25 protein-coding genes and 1 riboswitch (1 of these 26 only partly in view) are annotated in these 26,513 nt (G+C 65.9%); of the genes, 14 read left to right on the top strand and 11 right to left on the bottom strand.

All coding sequences use genetic code 11. The features are described from left to right. From VNK82_11610 to VNK82_11600, 3 genes are all read right to left on the bottom strand, one after another. A protein-coding gene (locus VNK82_11610; protein ID HXE91601.1) for an IPT/TIG domain-containing protein crosses the window boundary here: on the bottom strand, window positions 1–1,335 show its 5' portion. It extends 963 nt beyond the left edge of the window; the window shows 1,335 of its 2,298 coding nt (coding positions 1–1,335); the start codon lies at window positions 1,333–1,335; its stop codon lies beyond the left edge, outside the window. A 296-nt stretch (window positions 1,336–1,631) separates the two neighbouring features. Next, complete coding sequence (locus tag VNK82_11605) at window positions 1,632–2,336, bottom strand: hypothetical protein (protein ID HXE91600.1); 705 nt, start codon at window positions 2,334–2,336, stop codon at window positions 1,632–1,634. Window positions 2,337–2,383: 47 nt separating this feature from the next. Then, window positions 2,384–4,429 (bottom strand): HD domain-containing phosphohydrolase, encoded by a 2,046-nt coding sequence (locus tag VNK82_11600; protein ID HXE91599.1) that lies wholly within the window; start codon window positions 4,427–4,429, stop codon window positions 2,384–2,386. Window positions 4,430–4,692: 263 nt separating this feature from the next. Here VNK82_11600 and VNK82_11595 point away from each other — a divergent pair, with 263 nt between their 5' ends. From VNK82_11595 to xseA, 6 genes are all read left to right on the top strand, one after another. Next, window positions 4,693–6,798: an ATPase, T2SS/T4P/T4SS family gene (locus tag VNK82_11595; protein HXE91598.1), complete on the top strand. Its 2,106-nt coding sequence runs from the start codon at window positions 4,693–4,695 to the stop codon at window positions 6,796–6,798. A gap of 78 nt (window positions 6,799–6,876) precedes the next feature. Further along, a complete protein-coding gene (locus tag VNK82_11590) occupies window positions 6,877–7,083 on the top strand; it encodes a hypothetical protein (protein HXE91597.1) in 207 nt (68 codons plus the stop codon). 50 nt (window positions 7,084–7,133) lie between these two features. After that, window positions 7,134–7,289: a hypothetical protein gene (locus VNK82_11585; protein ID HXE91596.1), complete on the top strand. Its 156-nt coding sequence runs from the start codon at window positions 7,134–7,136 to the stop codon at window positions 7,287–7,289. Between the two features lie 84 nt (window positions 7,290–7,373). Next, a complete protein-coding gene (locus VNK82_11580) occupies window positions 7,374–7,598 on the top strand; it encodes a DUF2905 domain-containing protein (protein HXE91595.1) in 225 nt (74 codons plus the stop codon). Between the two features lie 268 nt (window positions 7,599–7,866). Further along, a complete protein-coding gene (locus VNK82_11575) occupies window positions 7,867–8,223 on the top strand; it encodes a PilZ domain-containing protein (GenBank protein ID HXE91594.1) in 357 nt (118 codons plus the stop codon). Window positions 8,224–8,427: 204 nt separating this feature from the next. After that, window positions 8,428–9,795 (top strand): exodeoxyribonuclease VII large subunit, encoded by a 1,368-nt coding sequence (xseA, locus tag VNK82_11570; protein ID HXE91593.1) that lies wholly within the window; start codon window positions 8,428–8,430, stop codon window positions 9,793–9,795. A gap of 360 nt (window positions 9,796–10,155) precedes the next feature. On the opposite strand, the gene VNK82_11565 is transcribed toward xseA, so the two are convergent. Next, window positions 10,156–11,109, bottom strand: coding sequence for an alpha/beta fold hydrolase (locus VNK82_11565; protein HXE91592.1), 954 nt, complete (start codon window positions 11,107–11,109; stop codon window positions 10,156–10,158). Window positions 11,110–11,234: 125 nt separating this feature from the next. Here VNK82_11565 and cdaA point away from each other — a divergent pair, with 125 nt between their 5' ends. Both cdaA and glmM read left to right on the top strand, forming a co-directional pair. Further along, window positions 11,235–12,074 (top strand): diadenylate cyclase CdaA, encoded by an 840-nt coding sequence (gene cdaA, locus VNK82_11560; protein ID HXE91591.1) that lies wholly within the window; start codon window positions 11,235–11,237, stop codon window positions 12,072–12,074. Further along, window positions 12,071–13,435 (top strand): phosphoglucosamine mutase, encoded by a 1,365-nt coding sequence (gene glmM / locus VNK82_11555; GenBank protein ID HXE91590.1) that lies wholly within the window; start codon window positions 12,071–12,073, stop codon window positions 13,433–13,435. Before cdaA ends, glmM begins: the two co-directional genes overlap by 4 nt. Before the next feature lies 1 nt (window position 13,436). Here glmM and polA read toward each other — a convergent pair whose 3' ends face one another. Continuing rightward, window positions 13,437–16,154, bottom strand: coding sequence for a DNA polymerase I (polA, locus tag VNK82_11550; protein HXE91589.1), 2,718 nt, complete (start codon window positions 16,152–16,154; stop codon window positions 13,437–13,439). A gap of 84 nt (window positions 16,155–16,238) precedes the next feature. Continuing rightward, window positions 16,239–17,333: a tRNA preQ1(34) S-adenosylmethionine ribosyltransferase-isomerase QueA gene (gene queA / locus VNK82_11545; protein HXE91588.1), complete on the bottom strand. Its 1,095-nt coding sequence runs from the start codon at window positions 17,331–17,333 to the stop codon at window positions 16,239–16,241. Between the two features lie 18 nt (window positions 17,334–17,351). Between queA and VNK82_11540 the strand changes: the two genes are divergently transcribed. The 6 genes from VNK82_11540 (at window position 17,352) to VNK82_11515 (ending at window position 20,012) form a co-directional block, all read left to right on the top strand. Next, a complete protein-coding gene (locus VNK82_11540) occupies window positions 17,352–17,810 on the top strand; it encodes a hypothetical protein (GenBank protein ID HXE91587.1) in 459 nt (152 codons plus the stop codon). 85 nt (window positions 17,811–17,895) lie between these two features. Continuing rightward, window positions 17,896–18,702 (top strand): class II aldolase/adducin family protein, encoded by an 807-nt coding sequence (locus tag VNK82_11535; GenBank protein ID HXE91586.1) that lies wholly within the window; start codon window positions 17,896–17,898, stop codon window positions 18,700–18,702. A 69-nt stretch (window positions 18,703–18,771) separates the two neighbouring features. Next, a complete protein-coding gene (gene eutM, locus VNK82_11530) occupies window positions 18,772–19,068 on the top strand; it encodes an ethanolamine utilization microcompartment protein EutM (GenBank protein HXE91585.1) in 297 nt (98 codons plus the stop codon). A gap of 61 nt (window positions 19,069–19,129) precedes the next feature. Next, window positions 19,130–19,450 (top strand): EutN/CcmL family microcompartment protein, encoded by a 321-nt coding sequence (locus VNK82_11525; protein HXE91584.1) that lies wholly within the window; start codon window positions 19,130–19,132, stop codon window positions 19,448–19,450. Continuing rightward, window positions 19,447–19,740 carry a EutN/CcmL family microcompartment protein gene (locus VNK82_11520; protein HXE91583.1) on the top strand — a complete coding sequence of 98 codons (294 nt, stop codon included), beginning with the start codon at window positions 19,447–19,449 and terminating at the stop codon, window positions 19,738–19,740. The genes VNK82_11525 and VNK82_11520 overlap by 4 nt, the downstream gene beginning before the upstream one ends. Continuing rightward, on the top strand, window positions 19,737–20,012 hold the full coding sequence (locus tag VNK82_11515; GenBank protein HXE91582.1) for a EutN/CcmL family microcompartment protein: 276 nt from the start codon (window positions 19,737–19,739) through the stop codon (window positions 20,010–20,012). The genes VNK82_11520 and VNK82_11515 overlap by 4 nt, the downstream gene beginning before the upstream one ends. Before the next feature lie 305 nt (window positions 20,013–20,317). Here VNK82_11515 and VNK82_11510 read toward each other — a convergent pair whose 3' ends face one another. From VNK82_11510 to VNK82_11490, 5 genes are all read right to left on the bottom strand, one after another. Beyond that, entirely contained in the window at window positions 20,318–22,552 is a 2,235-nt protein-coding gene (locus VNK82_11510; GenBank protein ID HXE91581.1) for a TonB-dependent receptor, read from the bottom strand. 26 nt (window positions 22,553–22,578) lie between these two features. Continuing rightward, a riboswitch (cobalamin riboswitch) is annotated at window positions 22,579–22,790 on the bottom strand. 62 nt (window positions 22,791–22,852) lie between these two features. After that, window positions 22,853–23,578 carry a lysophospholipid acyltransferase family protein gene (locus VNK82_11505; GenBank protein ID HXE91580.1) on the bottom strand — a complete coding sequence of 242 codons (726 nt, stop codon included), beginning with the start codon at window positions 23,576–23,578 and terminating at the stop codon, window positions 22,853–22,855. Next, window positions 23,560–24,813 (bottom strand): ABC transporter permease, encoded by a 1,254-nt coding sequence (locus VNK82_11500; GenBank protein HXE91579.1) that lies wholly within the window; start codon window positions 24,811–24,813, stop codon window positions 23,560–23,562. The genes VNK82_11505 and VNK82_11500 overlap by 19 nt, the downstream gene beginning before the upstream one ends. Continuing rightward, window positions 24,806–25,708 carry an ATP-binding cassette domain-containing protein gene (locus VNK82_11495; GenBank protein HXE91578.1) on the bottom strand — a complete coding sequence of 301 codons (903 nt, stop codon included), beginning with the start codon at window positions 25,706–25,708 and terminating at the stop codon, window positions 24,806–24,808. The genes VNK82_11500 and VNK82_11495 overlap by 8 nt, the downstream gene beginning before the upstream one ends. A gap of 25 nt (window positions 25,709–25,733) precedes the next feature. Next, window positions 25,734–26,429 (bottom strand): PilZ domain-containing protein, encoded by a 696-nt coding sequence (locus tag VNK82_11490; protein ID HXE91577.1) that lies wholly within the window; start codon window positions 26,427–26,429, stop codon window positions 25,734–25,736. Window positions 26,430–26,513: the final 84 nt, after the last annotated feature.

Genomic DNA, 26,513 nt, shown 5'->3' with positions numbered 1-26,513 from the left:
GGGCGTACACCCTGCCGCTCCGATGCAGGTGTCGCGGAGGAAGACATCAGACGTCCCGTTGGTATCGCCGGGCACCAGGTTGTCGGCAAAGGAATCAAACGCGACAAAGCGACCGTCGGGACTGATTGAGGGAGGGCCAAAGGCGTCGCCATTGGCCTCTGTACCGTCGCTCGCCACCGAGATCCGGGTGGTCGAAGGCGTGCAAGGTGCTGGTGCTCCTCGACACGTATCACGGAGGAAAACGTCGCGCAATCCATTCGTGTCTCCGGCCACCAGGTTAGTGGCAAGAGAAACAAACGCCACAAAGCGTCCGTCGGCGCTGATGGCGGGGGAAAAGCTGTTCCCCTCGGCTTCCGCCTGGTCATCGGGCACGCTCGGCCGATCCACCACGCCCACGGTGCCGGCCGCAGGCGCGATGGTGACGTTCAGGGAGGCCGAGGTTCCGCCGCCCGGCGCTGGAGTGAAGACCGCGACCGAGGCGTTGCCTGCAACCGCGGTATCGGCCAATCGCACGCCGGCTCGCAGCCGCGTACTGCTGACCACGGTCGTGCCCCGATTGCTCCCATTCCACTGCCCCACCGACGCGGCCACAAAATCGGAGCCATCCACCGTTACAGGAAAGCCGCTCACCCCGACGGGAACCGTGGAGGGTGAAACCGACGCGGCCACCGGGACGGGATTGCTGACCAGCGGGTCGATGGTGAACGTAAGGGCGCCAGAGAGGCCGCCGCCCGGCGCGGGATTGAACACCGTGACCTGAGCGGCGCCCGCGGCCGCAAGGTCGCTGGCCGGAATGGCAGCCGTGAGCTGGGTGGAACTGACGAAAGTGGTGGGCCGATCGGCCCCATTCCAGCGGACTACCGAGACATTGATGAAGCCCGAGCCAATGGCCGTGAGCGTGATTGGCGCTGCTCCAGCCACGGCACTCGAAGGGGAGATGCTGGTGAGCGTCGGCGCGGGCACATTGATGATGAAAGCAACTTGGTTCGAGAGGCCGCCGCCGGGAGCGGGATTGAACACCGTGACCTGGACCACGACCAGTGTCGCAATGTCCGTGGCCGGAATAGAGGCGGTGAGTTGCGTACTGTTGACGAAGGTGGTAGTCCGGTCGATGCCGTTCCATCGGACTACGCTGCCGTTGACAAAGTTCGCGCCTGTGACCGTCAAGGCGAATGCGGGTCCGCCCACTAAAGCACTCGGGGGCGAAAGCGACGTAATCGATGGAACCGGATTGGGCGTCGGAGGCGGCGGGCTTGTCGTCGGTTGGCCGTCGCCGCCGCAACCGGCCAAGGCAAACGCCGCGCCAAGGAGCAGGCAAACGACTCGCAGGTACACGCGCAGTAGAGGCGCGGTCGTCCCAAACTCATCGGACGGGACAATCTCTTGCGTGGCCACCGCTTCCACCTCACCGCTGAGCGGACCTCAGCGATTACCGTGGCCCAATTACAGCACCTACCCCTGGGGAGCTGAAACGTTGCCCGAACTGTACTGCGGTTATTTGTCCCGTGTCAAGCGGAGACGATGCGGATTTTCTCCGGAGCAGCAAGAGCCGCGTCCTCAATGATTGGGCTTGTCGTACCACCGGCGCGGAGAAATGTCTCGATCGAGCCCAGCACCCGTTCGGGCTGGTCCTAGCGAAACTCGATGGCGAGGAAGCGCGCCGGGCGGCTCCCGGTGTTGGTCAGCGAGTGAGCCGCCCCGGCCGACCCCACCCACTCCGACTCACCGGCGCGCATGCGGATGGTTTGCGCGGGCTTGCCGGAGGGCTGGTTGCGCAGCTCGAGGTCGGTGATGGCGACGGCCAAGTGCGGGCCCACGTGCCGGTGCAGAGGAAGCGTCGCACCGGGCTTGAGTTCGGTTTCCGTGACGCGCAGGCCGCCGCGCACCACGATGGTGTCGACGGAGCCGCCCTCGAAGAGCTCGACGCCGCGCTCCCATCCCGGCGCAGGCTTGCGCGCAGCCGCACGCCGCCGGGCCGCGGGCAGAATCTCGATGGCCACGTTGCGGAAGGGCGTCGAGGCCAGGTTGCGCGCGCGGTGGGCGAAGCCGCCCTCGGTGTAGCCGGCCTGGCCGTCAGCCAGTTGCAGCGTCACCGGCGGCTTGCCTTCCACTTCGTTCGATACCCGGCTCGCGCCCAGGACGACAAAGACATAGTCGTTCGCGTGGCGATGGAGAAGAGTCGCGGCGTTGGGGGGAACCTCGACGCGGAAGACGCGTACGTACTGGTTCTCCAGCGCAAGGTGGTGGTGAGGCTCGGCGGAGACGTCAACGGGCCCGGTTTGAGCAGAAGCCAGGCAAATCAGAGCTGCCGCAACAACCAAGGGACGGATTCTCATGGCGCTTTCATCGCGCGAAACTCGAAACGCGAAACTCGAAACGGTCTTCAGTACGGAAACGGCTCGATCTTCCACTTGTCGAACACGCGGGCTTCGACGAAGACGCGGTGCAGGTCGGGATCGAGCTCGCCGTCTTTCACCGAGAGGTCGAGAATGTCGAGCGCGCGCTCCAGGCTGACGGCCTTCTTGTAGGGACGGTCGGAGGCGGCCAGGGCGTCGAAGATGTCGGAGATGGTCATCATGCGCGTCTGCACCGGGATCTCCGGGGCGCTCAGCTTGTAGGGATAGCCGGTGCCGTTGAGCTTCTCGTGGTGGCCGCGGGCGATGCCGGGAATGTTGCGGATCTCCCTGGTCCACGGGATCTGCTGCAGGAAGTTGTAGGTGTGCACCACGTGCGATTCGATCTGCTTGCGCTCGGCGTCGTCGAGCGAGCCCTTGCGGATGGAAAGCAGGCGCACTTCGTCCTCGGTGAGCAGCGCCCGCTCTTCGCCGTCGAAGTCGAGGTACTTCCTGGCGGCGATGTCCATCAGCATCTCGAAGCTGCCGGTGGGCAGCACGGTGGGCTCGTTCGACTCCAGCACTTTCTTGAAGTAGCCGTCGAGTTCCGCCAGCCGTTCTTCCAGTTCCTGGTCGAAGACCGGGAGCTGCTTCATGTACTCCTTGCGGCCCTTCGCCAGCAGGTGCTCGATGCGCTTCTGCGAGTTCTCGTGCTGCAGGGTGCGCTTCACGAAGTGGAAGCGCTGTTTCACCAGGTCGAGCTGCCACGGGTAGAGCTTCTTGGCCTTCACCAGGACTTCTTCGCGCACGCCCACCTTGCCGAAGTCGTGCAGCAGCGAGGCGTAGCGGATCTCTTTCATCTCCTGCCGCGTGAAGTGGATGGCGGCGAGAGCGCCGCTCTCCACACGGTCCACGGCCTCGGCCAGGCCCACGGTGAGGTTGGCGACGCGGAAGGAATGGCCGCTGGTGGTGGGGTCGCGCGCCTCAATGGCGATGACCGACGCCTTCACGAAGCCTTCGAACAGCGTCTGGATGGCCTGGTAGAGCTGACTGTTCTCCAGCGCCACGGCCGCCTGGCTGGCCAGCGAGGCGGCAATCTCCTGCATGCGCTGCGAGTAGGGCACCACCTGCGCGGTGACGGCGGCCACCGAATCCAGCCTGGCCTCCGCGTTGCGCTTGGCGTTGATGAGCTGCACCACGCCCACAATCTCGTCCTTCTGGTTGCGCATGGGCACAGCCAGGATGGACTTGGTGCGGTAGCCGGAATCTTCGTCGAACTTGCGGTTGATGCTGTAGGGCACGTTGGGCGGCAACCGATAGGCGTCGGCGATGTTCACCGTCTGCCCGGTCATGGCCACGTAGCCGGCGATGGAGCGCTCGTTGATCTCCATGGTGGCTTCGCGAAAGGGCACGGCCACGGTATCGTTCTGGGCCAGCTTGAAGCGCAGGCGCTTCTGGGGCTCGCGCTGCTGCCGCATCACCAGCTTGCCCACCTCGTCCTTCACCGGCGCGGTGGTTTCTTCCAGGCTCTCCGCCGTCTCCACGATGTAGAGCGACCCGGCATCGGACTGGGTGATGGCGCGCGACTTGGTGAGGATCAGCTCCAGCAGCTTCTCGGTGTTGTGTTCGGCGGAGAGCGCCGCGCCGATCTGGTTCAGCTCGCTGATCTCGCGGGTGGCGCCCACCAGCCGCTCGTTCAGCTCGCGGCGCGAGGCCAGCAGGCGGATGTGGTCCACCGCGTTCTCCACCGCGCGCTCTACCAGCTCCGGCGGCGTGTTGGCGGGCAGATAGGAGTAGACGGCGCCGTCCAGCCGCGGGTCGCTGAAGCGGCGGTCGGTGAGCGCGATGATGCGCACGTTGGGCGCGCGCAGCGCCTCGAAGTGATCCTTGAGGATCCACTCCTCGGTCACCAGGAACACGCGCTCGGCCTCCGGCGCCTGGCTGTCCAGGTGCTCGAAGGGCAGACGGCGGAAACGGTGAGCCTCGATGGCCGCCCGCTTGCCGCCCGTGTCGCCTTCGAAAAAGACCACGATGGGCAGGGGCTGCCGGGGCAGCGGGGCAGCCGGCGACACCTCGGGTTTCGCGCCCGTGCTCATGCGGTCGAATGGGATGAGGACGCGCCTCTCCGGGGGAGGATCGGGCGGCCGCGAGCGCCGCCCCGCACCCTCCGGCGGTGGTTACTATAGCAGAAGGACGCGGGCGCCGAAGCGGCGCCGAAACGCCGCCCCACCGGCGCTGCCGTGGTATATAATCCGCGCACTTCCCCCGCATGCGACGGTGGTCCCAGGCGTTCCTTGCGCGCCGTCTCCCGGAGCTTCCGAGCGGACGCCGCCAGCACGCGAGGTGAGGAGAGAACCCGATGGCCACACTCCCGGCAAGTCCATCCGCCGCTCCGGCTGCTGCGCCGGCCGCCGCGCCGGCCAAGCCCACGACCGAAACCGGAACGCTGCACTTCCTGCAGCGCATCAAGCTGTTCAGCGGCCTTTCGGTGGCCGAGTGCCAGGAAGTCGTCAAGCGCATGAAGCGCCGCGACTACCCGCCCAACACCGTCATCGTGCGCGAAGGCGCCCCCGGCAGCTCCATGTTCTTCATCACCTCCGGCCTGGTCGAGGTGCGCAAGAAGGACCCCAACACCAACATCGACTTCCTGCTCACGGAATTGGGCCCGGGGACGAACTTCGGCGAAATGTCGCTGTTGACCGGCAAGCCGCGCAGCGCCACCGTCACCGCCACCCAGGCCACGACCTGTGCGGTCCTTGAGCAGAAGGACTTCCAGGACCTGTTCATGCTGTATCCGAAGATGGGGCTGGCGCTCACCGCCGTGCTGGCCGAGCGCGTCGAGGCCGCTTCGCAGCAGGTGGGCATCGAGTACATGAACCTGGCCAAGATGAACTTCGACGCCCGGGTGCTCGCCCTGCTTCCGCAGACCATGATGCTGCAGCACCGCGTCATCCCCGTGGCCTTCGCCAACAACCGGCTGACGCTGGCCATGGTGAACCCCAACAACATCATCGCCCTCGACGACATCCGCCGCATCATCAAGGGCGTGATGATCGAGCCCGTGGTCACCACCGAGGAAGACTTCAAGAAGTTCATGAGCACCACCTACGCCCAGCTCATGCAGAAGGAGGAGAAGCCGGCGGCCGCCGCGGCCGGCAAGGCCGTCACCGGCACGCTCGACATGGCGGGCAAGACGTCGGCGGAAATGATCGACCTGTTGCAGTCGGAGATCATCCGCGATCTGCAGATGACCGAAGATGGCGGCCCCACCGGCGCCGAGACCAAGCAGGAGCTGATGTCGGCCTCGGAAGACGCGCCCATCATCCGCCTGGCCAACTCCATCCTGGGCCTGGCCATCAAGAAGGGGGCCAGCGACATCCACGTCGAGCCCATGGAGACCGAAGTGGTCGTGCGCTTCCGCATTGACGGCGTGCTCAGCGTGGTCCAGAACCTGCCCAAGAAGGTGCAGCTCGGCCTGACCTCGCGCCTGAAGATCATCTCCAAGCTGGATATCTCCGAGAAGCGCCTGCCGCAGGACGGCCGCATCAGCGTCAACATGGAAGGCCGGCCCATCGACTTCCGCGTCTCCACCATCCCGTCGAAGTGGGGCGAGAAGGTCTGCATGCGCATCCTCGACAAATCGAACACTACGCTCGGCCTCGATAAGCTCATCGCCCACCAGGCGACGCTCGAGCTGGTGCGCGAGCTCATCTCCCAGCCCTACGGCATCATGTACGTCACCGGGCCGACGGGCTCCGGCAAGACCACCACGCTCTATTCGGCGCTCGCCGAACTGAACGAACCGGGCGTCAACATCTCCACCGCCGAAGACCCCATCGAGTACGACCTGAGCGGCATCAACCAGGTACAGGCGCACAAGGAGATCGGGCTCGACTTCGCGCGCATCCTGCGGTCGTTCCTGCGCCAGGACCCGGACATCATCCTGGTGGGCGAGACCCGCGACAAGGAAACCGCGCACATCGCCGTCGAAGCCGCCCTCACCGGCCACCTGGTCTTCACCACGCTGCACACCAATAACGCCGCCGGCTCGTTTACGCGTCTGGGCGAAATGGGCGTCGAGCCCTTCCTGGTCTCGTCCTCCACCATCGGCGTGATGGCGCAGCGCCTGGCCCGCCGCCTCTGCCAGAAATGCAAGGAGCCCATCAAGGCCGACGACACCACCTGCGAATTTATGGGCCTGGAGAAAGGCACCACCATCTACAAGGGCGTGGGCTGCGGCGAGTGCAACGGCAAGGGCGTGCGCGGCCGCGTGGGCATCTACGAAGTCCTGAAGATGAACCCCGAACTGCGCACCATGGTCGCCAAGGGCGCAACCACGGAAGAGATCCACGCCGCCGCCCTCCGCCACGGCATGCTCGACCTGAAAAAGTACTCCGCCTGGCTGCTGAAGGAAGGATTGACCACGGTCGAGGAGATCCTGCAAGTGGTGAGCGTGCAGGAGTAGGCACTTGCATCTACAGGCTCGTTGACACTTGCCGGGAACTAATGCTTTGATTGCGTCTGAACAGCGTTGAGGGTGACAGTGTCTTTCGACGAAGCTCTGCGGATTGCCTCAAGAGAAGAGCGGTTCAGGGCCGCGCTGTATGCGATGAACACCCTCCTGATCCAGAAGGGAATCTATACCCAGCAGGAGTTTGAAGCACTCTTCGTCGAGTGGGTGGGCAAAGAACAGCGCCGCTTCCAGGACGAACCGGTTCAGGCGTCAGCTACTACCGGCTTTTCGGCCTAGGCTTGTACGGCGGGTGCTGGCAGTCCGGCTTTCTCGCGCAGTGAATCCCTATGTCGCACGCTGCACAACCGCATGAACATGGCGGCGACGGCTTCGGCTCCGATGGTTTCTTTGTCTTCAATTCTCTGAAGCAATCCTACCTTGCCCCAGGCGAAAGGGACATTCCCAACATTGACGGCCTGTCCGGCCATCACAACCGCGTCTAGCTGCATAAGGATGGTTGTCCTAAGGGCCTCACCCGAGGGATGTCTCCTCTGTGCCCTCAGTGTCTCAGTGGCTAAAATGTGCTTGTGTCCGCCGCCGGCAAGCTCCTCATCCTCCTGGGCGCCGTTCTGGTCGTCCTCGGCCTGCTGCTGACCCTGGGCGGCAAGCTCAACCTGCCCCTGGGCCGCCTGCCCGGAGACTTCGTCTGGCGCGGAAAGAACAGCGTATTCTACTTTCCGCTGGCGACGTCGATCCTGCTGAGCGTGGTGCTGTCGCTGGCGTTGTACCTGATCGGGCGATTTGGAAAGTAAGGCAATAAGCAACAAGCGATAAGCAATAAGCCTTCTTTCCCGCCCAGCCCGGGACCCGCATCGCTTACTGCTTATCGCTTATTGCTTGTCGCTCGTCGCTATCCCCCTGCCGGGCAACTGCTTAACGCCGAAACCGCGCTACAATGGACACCGCCGGGGATGGCCGTTTTGGGGGATTCCCAAAATCCGGCTTTCATGCTATCTATAATTCGACTGGGCGCTCCCCCTGCCTGGCTCTCCCCACTGGTTCTGCGCAAGGGGGAGGACTATGCCTGAGACGAAGAGCAAGCGCACCCACGAGAGACTTCCGCACCTGATGCCGGCTTCGGTCCGCTGGTCGAACGGCGGCGTCCACGAAGAAGTGTGGTACACCCGCGACGTCAGCCAGAACAGCGTCTTCCTCTATACCGACGTCGAGCTCAAGATGGGCTCCACCATCGAAGTCGCCATGCCCCTGCCCCCGGAGATCACCGGCAGAGACAAGCAGGTGGTGGTGCGCTGCAAGGCCAGGATCGTGCGCATCCAGCAGCGCGAGGCCGATAAGCGCGTGGGCATCGCCGCCGTCTACGACGACTTCGAGGTCGTCCAGCACGACCCGTACGCCGTCGCCCCGCCGCTGGAGTAACACCCTTTTTCCACCGCCGAGAACGCAGAGGACGCAGAGGGTCAGCTACTAGCCTCTAGCCGCTAGCTTACTGCCTCTCGTTCTCCGCCTTCCGCTTTCCCCTCTTTATTTATATTTTGCATTTTGCCCCTTCCCTTCTCTACGGCCTCTGCGTTGGCATCCCTTCCTGGTAACTGGCCACCAGCCACTGTACACTGCGTTTCCGTGGCCCTCGACCCCCAGCTTGGCCTGCTCTTTCCGCAGCCGCGGCGCGTGTGGACCGTCCGCGACCTGATCGGAGCGCTGCGCACCTCCATCGAGCGCGAGTACTCCGACGTCTGGGTCGAGGGCGAGATCTCGAACTTCCGCGCCGCCGACTCCGGCCACCTCTATTTCACCCTCAAGGACGGCGACGCGCAGCTCCGCCTGGTGATGTTCCGCTCGCAGGCCCGGCTGTTGCGCTTCCGGCCCGCGGACGGCATGGCGGTGATCGCCCGCGGGCGCGTCACGGTCTACGAGACGCGCGGCGAACTGCAACTCTCCGCCGAGTATTTGGAGCCCAAAGGCGCGGGCGCGCTGCAGATCGCCTTCGAGCAGTTGAAAGCGCGCCTGGCGGCCGAAGGCCTGTTCGACGCCGCGCGCAAGAAGCCGTTGCCGGCGCTGCCCCGCACCATCGGCATCGTGACCTCGCCGCAGGGCGCCGCCATCCGCGACATCCTGAACGTCCTCCGGCGGCGTCACGAGAGCGTGCATGTGCTCATCTTCCCGGCGCAGGTGCAGGGCGAAGCGGCGGCCGCCGAGGTCGCCGCCGGCGTGAATTACTTCAGCCGCGCCCGCAACGTGGACGTCATCCTGGTGGCGCGCGGCGGAGGTTCGGCCGAGGACCTGGCCGCCTTCAACGACGAGGCGCTGGCCCGCACCATCGCCGCGAGCAAGGTGCCGGTGATTTCGGCCGTCGGCCACGAGACCGATTTCACCATCGCCGATTTCGTCGCCGACCTGCGCGCGCCTACGCCTTCGGCCGCAGCGGAGATGGTGGTCGAGCCCAAGCACGACCTCGAGCGGCGCGTCGCCGACCTGCGCGAGCGCCTGGCCCGCGCCGCCCGCTACCGGCTGCTGAGGGCGCGCCAGACGCTCACCGAGCTGGCCCAGCACGCCGCCTTCGCCCGCATCAACGAGTTCCTCGGGCGGCGCCAGCAGCGCCGCGATGAACTGCTGTTCCGCCTGGCACAGGCCCAGCAGGACCTGCTCGAGCGCCATCGCCGGCGGCTCGACGTCGCGGCGACGCGTCTGCGGCACTACGACCTGCGCGGGCGCCTTGCCGGTTTGAAGCGCGAGCTGGCGGCCCGGTTTGCTGCGCTGGGCGCAGCCGCACGCCATCACTTGCTCGAGCGCCGGGCGTCCCTGGACCGCCTGGCCGCGCAGCTCGACGGGCTCTCGCCGCTCAAGGTGCTCGACCGCGGCTATGCGCTGGTCTTCGACGCCGCCGGCAACCTGTTGAAGGACGCCGCGCAACTCGCCCCAGGCGATGAGATCTCTGCCCGCCTGGCGCGCGGAACGATTCACGCCACCGTGCGGAAAACCAGTGGCTAGTGGTCAGTGGCCGGTGGTTAGAACTTCGGTCTTGCTGATTGCTGACTGCCGAGTGCTGCTGGCCGCCGGCTGCCAGCGGCTTGCGGCCTGCCGCGAGCTCGGGTTACTCAGTACTCGATACTCGGTACTCAGTACTGGCAACTCATCGCCGCGGATTCCACCCGCGCTCCGTAGAAACGCAGCTTGCTGCGTCTCCAGGTGGCTACCAACCAACGTCGTCATCCTGAGCGAGGGAGGGCTCCCGCGCGCTTCCTCCAGCGCGGGAAGCCCGAGCGAAGGATCTAGGGTTTTGCTAGATGCTGATTGCTGAATGCCGACTGCCGCCGACCGCTCGACGTAGAGACGCAGCTTGCTGCGTCTCTACGTAAGGATCTTCAGCGCCACCGCCGCCTTGCGCTCGGTCAGGATCTTCTCCGCCAGCGCGTCAGGCGCGTCCTCGGGCAGAAAGTGCGAGGCCGAATCAAGGAACACCGGCTCGCGCGCGTTGCGCAGGTTGTCGCGCATCCGGTAGGCGTGCAGGCGGCCGAACACCGGGTCGCGCTTGCCCCACAGGATGTCCGCGGGCGCGGTGATCTTGGCCAGGCCGCGCTCGATCTCGCTCATCGTGCGGCCGGCGGGATCGGATTCCCGCAGCGGGATCATGCGCGGAAAGGCCAGCACGCCCGTGCGTGAGGCGGCGTCCGGAAAAGGAAAACGGTAAGCATCGAACTCGCGCGCAGAGAGCTTGCGGGTCACCGCCATGCGCAGCGCCAGCTCCACAAACAGGTTCAGGTTGCGGACGGTGAAGCTGCCCAGCGGCCCGCGCGAGATGCGCAGTCCCCAGTGCAGCTCGTAGGCGTCCGGGTTGTGCGGCAGGTGCGCCCAGGTGTTCATCAGCACCAGCCGCGCGACGTTCTCCGGATGCGCCACCGCGTAGCCCAGCCCGATGGGCCCGCCCCAGTCGTGCAGTACCAGCGTGATCTTCTTAAGGCCCAGCGCCTCGACCAGCGCGGTGAAGTTGGCGATGTGCCGCTCCAGCGTGTAGTACGCGAGGTTGTCGGGCTTCTCCGAGAGCCCGAAACCGACGTGGTCCGGCGCGATCACCCGGTAGCGCCCGGTGAGCCGCGGGATCACGTTGCGATAGAGGAACGACCAGGTCGGATTGCCGTGCAGCAGCACGATGGGCGGCGCGTCGCCGGCCCCTTCGTCCACGTAGCTCATGCGCTTGCCGTGGACCGTCACGCTCGCCGTACGGAAGGGATACATCTCCCGCAGCCACGCCGGCAGTGCAGGTGTTGCCGGCTGGCCGTTTCGGGATGGGGCTTCCGCGCTCATGAGGACAATCTTCGATTTTACCCGAGCGGCGCGCGCCGGCCGCTTCGGGGGCCGGCTGGAGCATGGCGGTACAATAGAAACTGCGCAGCCGGCCCCGTTCTGGATTCACTGCTTAGAGTTGTGGAATGATGACTCGCTTCTTCGAGCTGGTCACACAAGTGTCGCTGGTGTCGGTGCTGGACATCCTGGTGGTGGCCGCGCTGGTCTACGGCTTCCTGGTGATGCTGCGCGGCACCGGCGGCTACCACGTGCTGCTGGGCGCGGGCGCCTTGGCGCTCCTGTTGGCTGTGGCGCGCGCCGGGCATTTGCCCATGGTGAGCTGGCTGGCCGATCGCCTGTTGCCCTACGCCGTCTTTGCGCTCATCGTCATCTTCCGGGCGGAGATCCGGCAGGCGCTGCAAAAACTGGGCCGCACCCTCGCCTTTCCGCGTCTCACCCAGGGCGCCGGTTCGGATTCCTACGACGACATTGTGCTGGCCGTGAACCTGTTCGCGCAGAACCACACCGGCGCGCTGATCGTCATCGAGCGCGAAGTCGGGTTGAAGACCTACATCGAGAGCGGCGTGCCGCTGGACGCGCGCCTGACCTACGATCTGCTGGCCACCATCTTCCGCCCGAGCGCCCCGCTGCATGACGGCGCGGTCATCGTGCAGAAAGACCGCATCGCCGCCGCGGCCTGCTTCCTGCCCCTGAGCATGAACCCGGTGCTCTCCACCCAGCTCGGCTCGCGCCACCGCGCCGCCATCGGCATCACGGAAGACACCGACGCCGTGGCCATCGTGGTCTCCGAGGAAACCGGCGCCATCAGCCTGGGCGTGGCCGGCGAAGTGGAGCGCGACATCACCGTCGAGTATTTGCGCCAGCGGCTGGGCGAGCTGGTGCACCGCTACCTGCCGCCGGCGGCCCTGCCTACGCCCATCGTCGTCCGCGACGAGTCCCAAACCGTGAAGGGCCAGCAGGAATGAGGAAGCTGTTCGGCACCGACGGCATCCGCGGCGTCGCGGGCGAGTTCCCGCTCGACGCCGATACCAGCTTCATCATCGGGCGCGCTCTGGGACACCACCTGGGACGCACCAACGGTCCGCCGAAGGTCGTGCTCGGTCAGGATACGCGCGAGTCCAGCGCGTGGATCGCGGATGCGGTCACGGCCGGCCTGGCCGCGGCGGGCGTCCGCACGGAAAGCGCCGGCGTCATCACCACGCCCGGGATCGCCTACCTGGCGCGAGCCCGTGGTTTCGCCGCCGGAGTGGTGATTTCGGCCTCGCACAATCCCTGGACCGACAACGGCATCAAGGTCTTCGCCTCCAGCGGCTACAAGCTGCCGGACGCCGTGGAACTCGAAGTCGAGCGGGAGATCTTCTCGCTGCTGGCCGACCCCAAGGCGGCGAGCGTCGCGGAACGCCCCGCGCCGCACGAGCCTTCGCTTCCCGGCAGCGCTTCTCTTCAGCGTCTGTACGTGCGCTGGCTGGACGACCACCCGATGGGAACCGACCTGAGCCATCTGCGCGTAGTTGTGGACTGCGCCAACGGCGCGGCCAGCACGCTGGCGAAAGAAGTGTTCGGGGCGTGCGGTGTGCGCTGCCGCTATCTGCAGGACGCGCCCGACGGGCGCAACATCAACGACCATTGCGGCGCCCTGTTCCCGCACGTGGTGGCGGAAGAAGTGAAGCGCAATGAGGCCGACCTGGGCGTCACCTTCGATGGCGATGCCGACCGCGCCCTGTTCGCGGATGCCGCCGGCAACATCGTGAACGGCGATGCCGTGCTGCTGCTGACCGCGCGCGACCTGAAAACCAAAGGCGCGCTGCGCGGCGACCTGGTGGTGGCCACCACCATGTCCAACATGGGCCTGGAGGCGGCCCTGGCCCGCTCCAGCATCCGCATGCTGCGCGCTCCGGTGGGCGACAAGTACGTGCTGGAGGAGATGCAGAAGTCCGGGGCTGTCCTGGGAGGCGAGCAGTCCGGGCACATCATCTTTGCCGACGACCACACTACCGGCGACGGCCTGCTGACCGCGCTGCGGGTCATGGAGATCATGGCGCGCACCGGCAAGCCGCTTGCCGAACTGGTCGGCGACCTGGAAGTGTTCCCGCAGATCATCAAGAACGTCCGCGTGCGCGAGAAAAAACCGCTCGAACAGGTGCCGGCCGTGGCCCGCGCCATCGCCGAAGCAGAGCGCGCGCTCGACGGACAGGGGCGCGTCGTGGTGCGCTACTCCGGTACGGAGCCGCTGGCCCGGGTCATGGTCGAAGCGAAATCCGAACAGGAAATGCAACAGGCTACCGAATCGATCTGCGCCGCAATCGAGAAGGCGTTGGGCGCTTAAGTCACTTCAGGTCGCGCCAGTTCCTTCCCACGCCGATCTCCGCCACCAGCGGCACGCGCAACTCGTACACTTTTTCCATCCGCTCCTTCACCAGCGCCGTGACTTCCTGCACCTCGGCCTCCGGCGCTTCGAAGACCAGTTCGTCATGGATCTGCAGCGTCATCGAGGTCTTCAGGCGGCGGGCGCGGAGCTCTGCGTCGATGCGGATCATCGCCAGCTTCATCAAGTCCGCGGCTGTGCCTTGTAATGGCGTGTTGATGGCCGTGCGCTCGGCGAAGCCGCGCAGGCTGGGATTCTTGCTGTTGATGTCGGGAATGGGCCGCACGCGGCCGAACAGCGTGCGCACGCGCTGTGTGCGCCGCGTCTCCTCGAGCGTCCTATCAATGAACTCGCGCACCCCTACGTACTTCGCGAAGTAGGCGTCGATGAACTTCTTGGCTTCGCGCTGCTCGACGCCGATCTGCTGCGAAAGCCCGAAGGGCGAAAGGCCGTAAACGATGCCGAAGTTCACCGCCTTGGCGCGGCGGCGATGCTCGGCGTCGATGGCCAGCGGCGGCACGCCGAAGACTTCCGCCGCCGTCAGCCGATGGATGTCGTCGCCGCGCCGGAAGGCCTCGACCAGCAGCGGGTCGGCGGAAAAATGCGCCAGCAGCCGCAGCTCGATCTGCGAGTAGTCGGCCGCCACCAGCACATGGCCGGCCTCGGCGACGAAGGCGGCGCGAATCTCGCGGCCCAGCTCCGTGCGAATGGGGATGTTCTGTAGGTTGGGTTCGGTGGAAGAAAGGCGTCCGGTCGCCGTGCCCGTCTGGTTGAAGGTGGTATGCAGCCGGCCGGTGCGCGGGTCGATCAGTTCGGGCAGTGCATCCACATACGTGGACTTGAGCTTAGAGAGCTGGCGGTATTCCAGCACCATGCGCGGCACATCATGGCGCTCAGCCAGTGCTTCCAGGACGTCCTGCGCCGTGGAAGGCACTTTGCCCTTGCCATATCGGCTGGGCTTGGGCAGCTTCAGGCGGTTGTAGAGCACGTCGCCGAGCTGCTTGGGCGAGTTGATGTTGAACTCCGTGCCGACCAGCTCGTAGATGCGCGCCGCTACCTTCTCCGCTTCGCGTTCCAGGTTCGAGGACATGCGGTCGAGCGCGTGCGCGTCGATCTTCACGCCCGCCTGCTCCATGCGGGCGAGGACCGGCGCCAGCGGCAGGTCGAGCTCTTCATAGGCGCGCAGCAGACCGTCGCGCTCGACCTCCTGACGCAAGGTCGGCGCCAGGCGCCCGGTGATGTCCGCAGCTTCCGCCAGCGACCCGCTCAACTTCAGGTTGAAGCGCCGCAGCGCCAGTTCAGGCAACCCGTGCGTTGAGTACGTCGGGTCGAGCAGGTAGGAGTACAGCATGGTCTCGTGGCGGACTCCGGCCAGCTCGGCGTCGTGCTGCGCCAACGCGTGGATGGCGGACTTCCAATCGTGCACGGCCTTGGGAATCTGCGCATCCGCCAGTGCTTCGGCGAGCCTGCGCATGGGCGGCCCATCTTCAAGAGACACCGTCAGCGCCTCGCCCTTCGCGGCTGAGATGGCGATCACGTTGGCCGGCGCGACCGCCTCGGTCGAGGCGAGCGGAAGCGTGGCCTCTTCTGCCTCTTCCTCCTCATCGCTCCGCGCCGAGCCGGCGATGGCCGGCGCCAGGGCCAGAGCCAGCGGACTGGCATCCGTCACCCGCGCCAGGACGGCTTCCACGTCCGCAGCCGAGCGGGCTTCGCGGTAGTCGATGGGACCGAGATCGGCCGCAGGCGCCAGTTCCTTCAAAAAGCTGGTGAATTCCAGCTCGGCGAACAGCGCGCGCAGGGCTTCGTTGTCAGGCTCGCGGACCTGGAGCGTCTTCAGATCCAGCTCCACTGGTACGTTGCGCTCGATGGTCGCCAGTTCCTTGCTCAGGAGGATGACTTCGCGGTTGTTCTCGAGCGATTCGCGGTACGTCCGTTTTTCCACTTCTGCGGCGCGCTCGAGCGCCTGTTCGACCGAGCCGAAGCGCCGGATCAGCTCCACCGAGCCCTTGTCGCCGATGCCGGGCGCACCGGGGATGTTGTCGATCGAGTCGCCGCGCAGCGCCATCACGTCCACGACTTTCTCCGGCGGGACACCCAGGACCTCTTCCACCTTTTTGGCGTCGTAGACCAGGTTGTCCTTTTGCGGGTTGAGGACGCGGACCTTGTCGTCCACCAGTTGCAGCATGTCCTTGTCGCCGGAAACCACGTAGACCTCGTGCGATTTCTCCGCCGCCTGGCGCGCCAGCGTGCCCAGAACGTCGTCGGCCTCGTAGCCCGGCTCCACCAGGATGGGGATGCCGTAGCCTTCGAGCGCCCGCCGGATGTAGGGAAACTGCTGCGCCAGGTCCGGAGGCGTCTCGGCGCGGTTCGCCTTGTAACCGTGATACGCCGTCTCCTGGAAGGTTTGCGTCTTGATGTCGAACTTGCGCACGGTGGTGAGCTTCGCCGCCTGCTGGTCGCGAAACGTCGGCCCGGCGGGATCGAAGACCGCGGCGATGTATTCCGGCGCGAAGTCCTGCCGCAGCTTGCGCAGCATATTGACGAAGACGTAGACGGCCGCTGTGGGTACACCCTCGCGAGTGGACATCGGCCGCTGCCGCGCCATGGCGTGATACGCCCGGAAGATCAGCGACATGGCGTCAATCAGAAAGACGCGGCCCTTGAAGGAGGATTGAATCATTGTCTGACGCGCACGAGAGAGTCTAGCAGCCTGCTCGACGGGAAGCGGCCTTTCATTGATTCAATGATTGACTGACTCAATGATTCAATCGATCAACATGCAGTCTCCATAAGAGTAAAACCGATAGTTTTCCCTCACTGCATGCTCGTACGCGGCCAGCACATTCTCCCGGCCCGCGAAGGCGCACACCAGCATGAGCAGCGTCGAGCGCGGCAAGTGGAAGTTCGTCAGCAGCGCGCCGGCCACCCGGAAATCGAGGCCGGGGTAAATGAAGATGTCCGTCTCGCCCGAGCCGGGCGTGATCCTGCCCTCGGGATTCGTGCGCGCACAGTGTTCGAGCGTGCGCACCGAGGTTGTGCCCACGACCACGATCCGCCGTCCTTCGTCGCGCGCCTTTTGGATGGCTGCGGCCGCGGAAGGGGAGACGGTGTAGGCCTCGCTATGCAAACGGTGCTTCTCGACCACCTCGGTGTGCACCGGCTGGAACGTGCCCAGGCCGACATGCAGCGTGATCTCGATTGTCTCCACGCCGCGCACACGCAGGCCTTCCAATATCTGCGGCGTGAAGTGCAGCCCGGCAGTAGGCGCCGCTACTGAACCGCGCTCGCGCGCAAAGACGGTCTGATATCGCTCGCGGTCGGCGGCCACGTCCGGTCGATCGATATAGGGCGGCAAGGGCACATGGCCGATGCGCTCGACCGTGGCAAAGAAATCCGCGACCGGGGCAAACCGCAGGCGTCGCTCACCGAAAGAGCCGCGGGCAATGACTTCGGCTTGCAGCTCATCCTGCTCGCCGAAGAACAGCCGCTCCCCGACGCCGATCTTGCGCCCGGGATGCACCAGCGCTTCCCATTCCCCGGCCTGGGGGTCGAGTTGGCGGGTCAGCAGGACCTCTACGCGGCCGCGCAGAAAGTCCCTGGCCGCCGGATTGCGCGGGCTTACGGGCTGGGCGCGTGCGCCGGCGCGGCGTCCGTAAAGGCGCGCGGGGAAAACGCGGCTGTTGTTCAGCACCAGCAGGTCGCCGGGGCGCAGCAACTCGGGCAGGTCAGCGAAGCGGCGGTCTTCCCAGCGCCCCGAAGCCCGGTCCAGGCGCAACAGTCGGGAGGCCGCGCGGTCCGGCAGCGGTTCCTGCGCAATTCGCTCCGGCGGCAGGTGGTAATCGAAGTCGGCGACCCGCACCTCTCGATTATAGGTTTCATGCTATTTTGGCTGCCCGGAGGAACCCTGCCCGGGGGCGGAACACCCATCGGATTCGCCGCGTTCGCCGTGGTGAAGGCGGCCGGCTACACCGGCGCCGCCGTCTGCCTCAACCGCGCCTACCGCTTCGACTGGACCACGAAGAAGAAAGTCCTGGTGGGTCTGGCGCGGACCGGCATCGGCATCGTAGTCGGGGCGACCTTCGGCCTCTCCTGGGGCCTGCTCTACGCCCCTGCCCAGGGTTCCGGCGAGTGGTGGATCCTGGCCTATTACGCCCTGCTGCTGCCCATCCGCATGGGCGAGTGGTACCTGCTCTTGTGGCTGTTCTTCGACCGCGCACAACGCGACCGCAGACGCATGCTGAAATACGCGGCACTCGGGACTCTCTTGTCCTACGCCCTGGACTTCCTGGCCGTAGGGGCGGCCTTGGTCGTCCCCGGGGGCATCTGGATCTGCTAGCTTTCTCCGTTGCCTCGCTGGAATCGCCTGCGGTAGGATACGCCGACTACCGCGCCCGGAAAAGGTCTACTACGACATTAGTAGTATGAAGAGCGAGCGCCAGCATCGTGAGGACATCTGCCGCTTCGGCAAGATGATCCATCAGCGCGGCTTCGTGGCCGCGACCGATGGCAACCTCTCCGTCCGCCTGGACCACGACACCGTGCTCTCCACGCCCACCGCCATGAGCAAGGGGATGATGGAACCCGAGGACCTGGTGGTGGTCGACATGAAGGGCAAGAAGGTCACCGGGCGCCGCAATGTCTCCAGCGAAATCGCCATGCACCTGCTCGTTTACCGGCTGCGTCCGGACGTCAAAGGCATCGTGCACGCGCATCCGCCCACGGCTACCGGCTACGCCGCCGCTGGCATTCCGCTCAACCAGGCGCTGATCTCGGAGATTGTGCTGGCGCTGGGGTGCATCCCTATCGCCCAGTATGGCACGCCCGGCACACCGGAACTGACGCAGGCGCTGGAGCCCTTGGTGCCGCAGTACGATGCCATCCTGATGGCCAATCACGGCGTAGTCACCTACGGCGAAGACCTGCTGCGCGCCTATATGAAGATGGAAACGGTGGAACACTTCGCGCGCATCGCACTGGTCACGCACCTGCTTGGGAGGCAGCAGCTCCTGAGCCAGGAAGACGTCGCGAAACTGATGGTGGCGCGGGAGAAGTACGAAGGTGTAAGCTCGGCTGCCGCCATGGCTCCCGGCTGTCCGGTGACGGCGGCGGACTTGGCCGCGGCTGGAGCGCCCGGATCGGGCAAGCCGCCCGAGCGCATCACCGTGACGCGCGAAGAACTGGCGGCGATTGTGGAAGACGCCATGCGCCACAGCAAGCGGCGCTGGTAGGTGGATTTTGATTTCGTTTCTTGCTGATGTGGTGGTTTGTTCCTGAGACCTGAGACCTGGAGAAAACCGATGGGCGAAGCACTGGGGATGATCGAGACGCGGGGGCTGGTGGCGATGATCGAAGCCTCCGACGCCATGGTGAAGGCGGCCAAGGTGACGCTGGTGGGCTGGGAGAAGATCGGCTCCGGCTACGTGACCGCCATGGTGCGCGGCGACGTGGCCGCGGTGAAGGCCGCCACCGATGCCGGCGCCGCCGCGGCGCGCCGCGTGGGCGAGCTGATCGCGGTGCACGTGATCCCGCGCCCGCATGCCAGCCTGGAAGACGTGCTGCCGATCGGCCGCTCCGGCAAGAGCGCGGCTGCCTAGGCCGCCACGGCTGCGCCGGTGCCATTGCGGCGCGGCTCCTTCTCCGGAGAAGAGTGATCCGATGATACTGGCTCGCGTTGTCGGCACGGTAGTGGCCACGCGCAAAGACGAGCGCCTTGAGGGCCGCAAGCTCCTGGTGTGCCGGCCCGTCAATCCCGCCGGCGAGCCCGACGGTTCCAACTACATCGTCTCCGTGGATACGGTCGGCGCGGGCTTCCATGAGACCGTTTTGCTGGTGGGCGGCTCTTCCGCGCGTATGGCCGCCGGACTGAAGGACTCTCCCGTGGACAGCGCCATCGTGGGCATCGTGGACACGGTGCGCACCGATTCCGAGAACGAAAAGCGTCTGGCCGCCGGTCCGGCCAAAGGCAGGCGGGCATGATGCTGGCGCGCGTGATTGGCCGTGTCGTAGCCACAGCGAAACATCCGAGCCTGGCCGGCCAGAAGTTCCTGCTGCTGCAACCGATCCGGCAGGACGGCTCGGCGCGCGGACGCCCGCTGGTGGCGGTGGACGCCATCGGCGCCGGCTTCGAGGAGACCGTCTACTGGTGCCGCGGCCGCGAGGCCGGTCTGGCCTTGGGCGGCGAAGTGCCCACCGACGCCGCCGTCGTCGGCATCGTGGATGCCATCACCGCCGGCTCTCCGCCCGCGGCTGGCAGGGCCTCGCGATGATCCTGGGCCGCGTGCTCGGCGAAGTCGTGGCTACGCAGAAACATCCCTCCCATCAGGGCCGCAAGGTGCTCATGGTCCAGCCCGTCCACCCGGATGACAGCGAGCGCGGTGAACCCATCCTGGCGCTGGATGCCGTGGACGCCGGCGTGGGCGACCGCGTCCTGGTCGTGCAGGAAGGCTACTCCGCCATGAGCGCCGCCGGCCGCGTCAACGCTCCTATCGATATGACCATCGTGGGCGTGGTGGACGCAGTGGATATGCTGAAAACCTAGCCCCGATTCACACGCGATTACCAGGGATTGATTCTCAGTTCCTGGAACTCGTCTGGCTCCGTTGACATCCTGTCTTGAAGGGGCGCGGCTTCAGCCGCGCCGTAAGCGGCCCCACAATGAATTGTCGTCCCGCGGGCCCGCGAGGGAGCAACGCGGACCGAGCGGGCCCCGAAGGGACCTTGGTGTTTCTGCCATTTCCTGCCAAGACTCCTGTTGAGGATGTGAACAGAGCCAAACCGCTCTAGTTCTTAGTTCATAGTTCAAAGCTCCCCAATCCGTGTCCATCCGTGGCCAAAGTCTTGTCTCTATTCGCCCCCGATCCGGAACCTCATCCCCGCGCGCAGGTTCACTCCCAGGGCCGGATAGCCCACCACTTCGTTGTAGTCCCGGTCGAGCAGGTTCTCGACATTGGCGTACAGAGTCACCCGCGGGTGCACGGCGTACCAGCCGCCCACGTCCACGCGCGCGTAGCCGGCGGCGTGGTCTACGGCTGTGGAAGCCGTGAAGAAATCCGAATCGGGACGCCGCCCCACGAAGCTCCCGCCCAGGTTGCCGCCCCAGCGTCGCGCCAGGTAGGTAAGCCGCAGCGAGCCCAGGTGCCGCGGGCGTCGCAACAACTGCGCTCCCTCCGGCTGCGGCCCGAACGGAGCCTCCAGCACCTGGGTCGAAGTGTAGACATACGCGGCGTCCAGCGTCAGGTCGCGCCGCAGCCGCCCGTGCACTTCGACTTCCGCGCCTTGCGCAAACGCGCGGTTCACATTCACGTACTGGCTCTGGAAAGTCACCGGATCGATGACGAAGTTGATCTGGTTGCGAAACAGGTTATGGAAGTACGTCGCGCTCAGAGCGAATCGGTTGTTCGCAAAACCCTGCTCGAAGCCGCCCTCGAGCGAGCGGTTCTCCTCTGCCTTCAGGTCGGGATTGGGCAACGTAGGAAAGGTCCCGGTGAAGCCGAAACTCTCCTCGAAGCGCGGCGCCTTGATGCCTTCCCCGTAGGCGAAGCGCAACCGCGTGCCGGAAAGCGCCTGGCCCCCGTGAAGCGCCAGCACGCTCACCGAGACGCGCGGCACCACCCGGTCACCGAAGCTCTCATTATGCGCATAGCGGAAGCCGTAGACGGCGGCGAACCTGCCGCGTGTGAACACCTGCTCCGCGTACAGCGCATGGTTCCGCCGTAGCCCCCGCGTGTGGCTGGTGCCGAGCGCCGGCGTGAACGTCGCGAAATCGAGAGTGAGGAACTGCGAGTCCAGCGCGCCGTTCTCGTCCTCGAACTCGTAGCCGAAAGTGGTGCGCAGCCAGGCCCGCGGGGCGTACTCGCCCTGATAGCTGAATCCGGCGCGGTTGATGTTGGTGAAGGCGGAAAAGAAGCAGTCGGTGAAGTCGAAGGCCACTACGTCGCAGCCGCGGTCGGCCACGTTATCTTCGTTCAGGCGCTTGTGGTTGTACTCGTAGCCGCGCAGCCGATGCTGCCAGCGCGCCGGCGCGGCAACCACCAGCTCCGCCGAGGCCAGGAAATTCCTTTGGCGCGCGAACTGGTCGATGTCCGGCGACGCCAATGGCTCTCCATTGAAGTTCCACGCGCCCTGCACGCCGGAACGGTTGTTGGAATGCCGCGCCCGCAGCCGGAAGAAGACCCGCGGCGAAAGCACCACGCCGATGTTCCCTCCCTGTGACGAGTTGCCGTACTCGTCGTTCACTCCCTCGCCTTGCGTGTGGAACTCATCGGCGAACAGGTTCAAGTCCAGACGGCCCCGCGCGCCCGCCAGCGACGCATACCCGTGCGCCGTGGAGAAATGCCCCCCGTCAGCGCCCAAGCGCAGTTCCGGAGTCCGCGTGTGCCCCGTGGCGGAGAACACTTCCACCACGCTGGTCATGGCGTCGGAGCCGTAGAGAGTTGCCACCGCGCCGCGCACGAACTCCAACCGTTCGGCTTCCTGCAGCGGCACCACGCCGAAGTCGAACGTTCCGCCCGGTTCGGCCACCGGAACGCCATCCACCAGGACCTTGTTGTAGCGCGAGTCGCCGCCGCGCACGAACAGCGAGGCGATGCCGCCCCGCCGCCCGGCTGTACTGACTACGGCCCCGGGCAGAAAGCGCAACGCCTCGCTCTCCGCCGTGGGCTGCATCACCTCGAGGGTTGCGCGGTCAAGGATCGCAACCGGCGCTCCGGACTCGGCGGCGGGCAAAGGCGTTCCCGACGCCGTAACCACCACCGTCTCCGCGCGCCCGGCCACCGCCAGTTGCGCCTGGTGCCCGGCATCGCGCGGAATCTCGACTGCGCCTTCGTATGCGGCAAAGCCTGCCGCCAGAACTTCCACGCGATATGCGCCGGCAGGGACTTGCGCGAACACCGCTGCGCCCTGCGCGCTGGTGGCCTGCACGGCCACCGCCGTGGAGCTCTCTTGTTTGTACAGCGTCACGCGCGCGCCGCCGACTGCAGCGCCATGCGGATCGACTACGCGAACCGTGAGTTGCTCAGCCGGGGCGCACACCCATGCGCCCAGCAAGACCGGAACCACCAGGAAACCACGAAGCGGCATCGAATCCTCCTTTGCACGCGAAAGAGGTTGATAGGGCGGCTTCGCGCCGGTCTCCTGGCTTTGCGAGTTCGGATGCCGCAATCAGCATCCCTTCATGCGGCCGGCCTTCCCATGGACAACATCCCCACAGTGACTCGGCCGCGACAGCGCTCGCTTACAGTTGCGCGGCAGCGCGGGATTCTCACCCGCTTCCCAGTCCCCGCCCAGCGGCGGGGACGCGCGAACCCGGATTGAGAAAGAACAGGCGGACCGAACAGCGTCCGTCAACGACCAAGACTGTAGTCGGGATGAGGAAAGCTGTCAACGCGCCCGCGCGACGTTCTGCTCCGCGAACTCGCGGATGCGGTCGAGCGTAGCCTGCATTTCGGCGTGATAGCGCTCGAGGGCGGCCGAATCGGCGTCCGCCGGTACATCGATGAGCCGCCCAATACGTACCAGGGCCCGCGAGAAGGGCTTGGGAATCATGAACTGGTCCCATGAAGGCAGGATCCACGGATCCTCGAGCGCGATGTGGAAGCACATGACGGGCACGCCGGTGTTGCGCGCCAGCAGCACCGGCCCCGGCTTGGCCACGTAGCGCGGCCCGCGCGGGCCGTCGATGGTGAAGGCCACGGTGCGCCCCTGGTCGATCTCGCGGTGCATGCCCAGCAGCGCCCGCACCGCGCCACGCGAGCTCGATCCCCGCACCGCGCCATAGCCGAACTTCTCGATGATGCGAGCGATGTACTCGCCGTCGAAGCTCTGACTGGTCATCACCGCGATCTCACGCCGGCGGAAGTGCCAGGTGGCCACGAACACGCAGCGATGCCAGAAGACGTAGATGGCCGGGCGGACGTTTCCTTCCGGCGGCCCGCCCTCCTCGATGGAGACCGACCAGCGCAGCGTCGGTGCAATCAGGCGAATGGCGAGCGTGCCCGCCCACGTGGCCAGCCAAATCACGAAGCGCTGCCACGCCGTGAACCGGACTCCCGTCTGCGGCTTCTCCTGCGGCGCCGCGGCGGCGGCGCTCACGCGTACTTCGTCCATCGCCACACTTCCGCCAAGGTAGGCCGCTTGCCGTACATCAGGATGCCGATACGGTAGATGCGCGCGCACAGCGTCAGCAGCCCCCAGGTGGTAGCCGTCAGCAGAGTCAGGCAAAGGGCGATCTGCCACGCCGGCGGAATCTCCACCAGGATGCGCACGTACATCAGCAGCGGCGCAAAAAAGGGCACCATGGAGAGCCAGATGGAAACCGTGGCGTCCGGCCGGCGGATGACGAAGAACACCAGCACGATGGAGACCAGCAGCGGCAGCATCACCAGCGTCTGCAACTGGTAGGCTTCCTGCTCGGAGTTGGTGATGGCGGCCAGCACCGCCCACAATCCCGCATACAGCAGATATCCGAGCACGAAGAAGACCGGGAAGAAGAGCGCCGCGCTGGCCGGCACTTGCAGGGTGATGTCCTTCCACTTGGCCATGGCCGGCACCAGCACGGCCACGCCCATCAGCGCCCAGATGCCCATCTGCGTCATGCCCACGCAGCCCACGCCCAGGATCTTGCCCGCCATCAGCTCGCGCGAAGAGATGGAAGAGAGCAGCACCTCGACGATGCGCGACGCCTTCTCCTCCAGCACCGAGCGCATCAGGATGACGCCGTACATCAGCACTACGCCGTACAGCGAGGTCACCAGAAGAACTGTCATGATGACCATGCCGCGGCCGCTCCAGCGCCGCTCCGTTCCCTGCTCCACGCGGACGGTCTGCAGCTCGAAGGGGCGAAGCAGTTCCTGCATGTCGACGGCGCCGGCGCCCTGCCGTCGAAGCTCCTCGCGCATCATCGCCACCTGCAGCGCGACGCGCAGCCCGCCCCACTCCATGAAGTCGCCCACGCCCCGCGAGATGTAGAGCGCCTTGCGCTCGGCCAGAGCGTCGTCGGTGGCCCACAGGTAGCCGTCGATGGTGCCGGCGGCCACCTGCGCGCGCAGCGACTCCCGCTCCGCCTCGGTCGCCTGGGTGCTCACGCGCACCTGGAACTTCACCGCTGTGGGATTGCTCTCGTCCACCTCGGTGAGCTGCTGGCGCAGCATTTCCCCGAACTCCGCCCGCGACGTCACCACCACGATGCTGCGCCGCGCCTCCAGCCGGTAGCTGGCCAGCTTCGCAGGGAGCACCAGCAGCAGCGAGACCAGCAGCGGCATCAGCAGGGTGGTGAACCAGAAGGCGCGCGTGAGCACCCAGGCCCGGTACTCGCGCTTCAGGACGAGCCACACGTTACGCATCGGCCTTCCCCACCACCTCCAGGAAGATCTGCTCCAGCGAGGGTTCCACCAGCTCGAAGCGGCTCACGCGGCAGCTCGCGGCCACCAGCTTCAGGAACTCGTGCGCGTCGGCGCCCGCCTTGAGCCGCACTTCGGCGTAATTGCCGTAGTCGTTGAACGATTCCACCACGCCGTTGCCGGTCAGGAACGCGGCTGCGCCCTCATAGCTCACGTGCACCATGTTCCGCCCGTAGCCGGCCTTGATCCGCTTCAGGTCTCCCTGCAGCACGGCACGTCCGCGGTGCAACAGGCAGATCGTGTCGCACAGGCGCTCGATCTGCTCCATGCGATGGGTGGAGAACAGGATGGTGCGGCCGGCATTCTTCAGCTCCACCAGCACGTCCTTCAACATGGCGGTGTTCACCGGATCCATGCCGGCGAAAGGCTCGTCCAGGATGACGAATTCCGGGTCGTGCAGCAGCGCCGCCACGAACTGCACCTTCTGCTGCATCCCCTTGGAAAGCTCTTCGACCTTGCGCGGCAGCCAGTCTGCGATGGCCAGACGCTCACACCATTGCCGCGCGCGCCGTGCCGCTTCCTCGCCCGCCAGTCCTTTCACTTCGCCCAGGAAGCGCAACTGGTCCAGCACCTTCATGCGCTTGTAGAGGCCGCGTTCTTCGGGCAAGTACCCGATGCGCCGCAGGTGCTCGCGCCGGAACGGTTCGTCGAAAAGACGCACTTCCCCCGAATCCGGCACCAGGATGCCCAGGATCATGCGCAGCGTGGTGGTCTTGCCGGCGCCGTTCGGCCCCAGCAGCCCGTGGATGGTCCCGGGCGCGATGGAGAAGGCGAGGTCGTCCACCGCCACGAAGCGGTCAAACGCCTTGCGGACGCGGTCCAGTACGACGGTGGCCATTCCGCTCTGAGTGTACGTGATTTTCTCAGCCGATACCCAGGTAGGTATCGATCCACTGGCGCACGGTGATGCGGCGCTCGTCAGTGGGCTCGAAGCGCAGGCCCACGACATCAGGATCGCGCCGCCACACCACCGTGGCGCCCAGCTTCAAGGGCTTCTCTCCCGGCAGCGTGAAGCTCACGTCGACGGCCTCCCCCATGGCGAGCTTCTCGGCGCAGCGCATCGACATGCCTCCGGCGCTCACTTCCAGGGTGGAGGCGGTGCACTTACGGCCCGCGCGTTCCAGAGCGACCTCGGTGAACACGGGAACACGCACGTAAATGCGCAGTTCGTTGATGACCAGCAGGTGCGTGGCCCGCACCACCTTCAGCACCGACTGACGGTCCACCGGCTCCTGCAACATGGCATTCACGCCGTACTTGGAGTAGCGGATGGCCTCTTCCGGGCTGCGGCTCAGGCCATACACCACGATGCGGCGGTTCGAGGGCGAGCCGCGCGCCGCCTTCAGGATGGCCTCCGCATCTTCGTTCAGCCGCAGCGCGCAGGCCTCGAATTTCTGTCGCTGCAGGCGCTCCACCGGGTCTCCCACCACGGCTTCCGTCCGGATGCCAAACTGGCGGAAGCAATCGCGCAAGATGCCTGCCGCCGGCTCCTCCAGGCCGAACAGGGCCACAGTGGCGGACTTGCGCTCCTCCGGCGCCGGCTTCGGACTGGTGCTCATCGGTCGCTTCTTTCCCTGGGAGAGTGGGAACGGCATTGTTTCGCGTCGCCGGGGCCTTTGGCAACAGGTTTCCAGCCTCTAGTA

It is taken from the genome of Terriglobales bacterium (assembly GCA_035573675.1).
Classification (GTDB): Bacteria; Acidobacteriota; Terriglobia; order Terriglobales; family Acidobacteriaceae; genus DATMAB01.
Note: the sequence above shows the minus strand (reverse complement) of the source record. Positions and strands in the feature narration are given on the sequence as shown.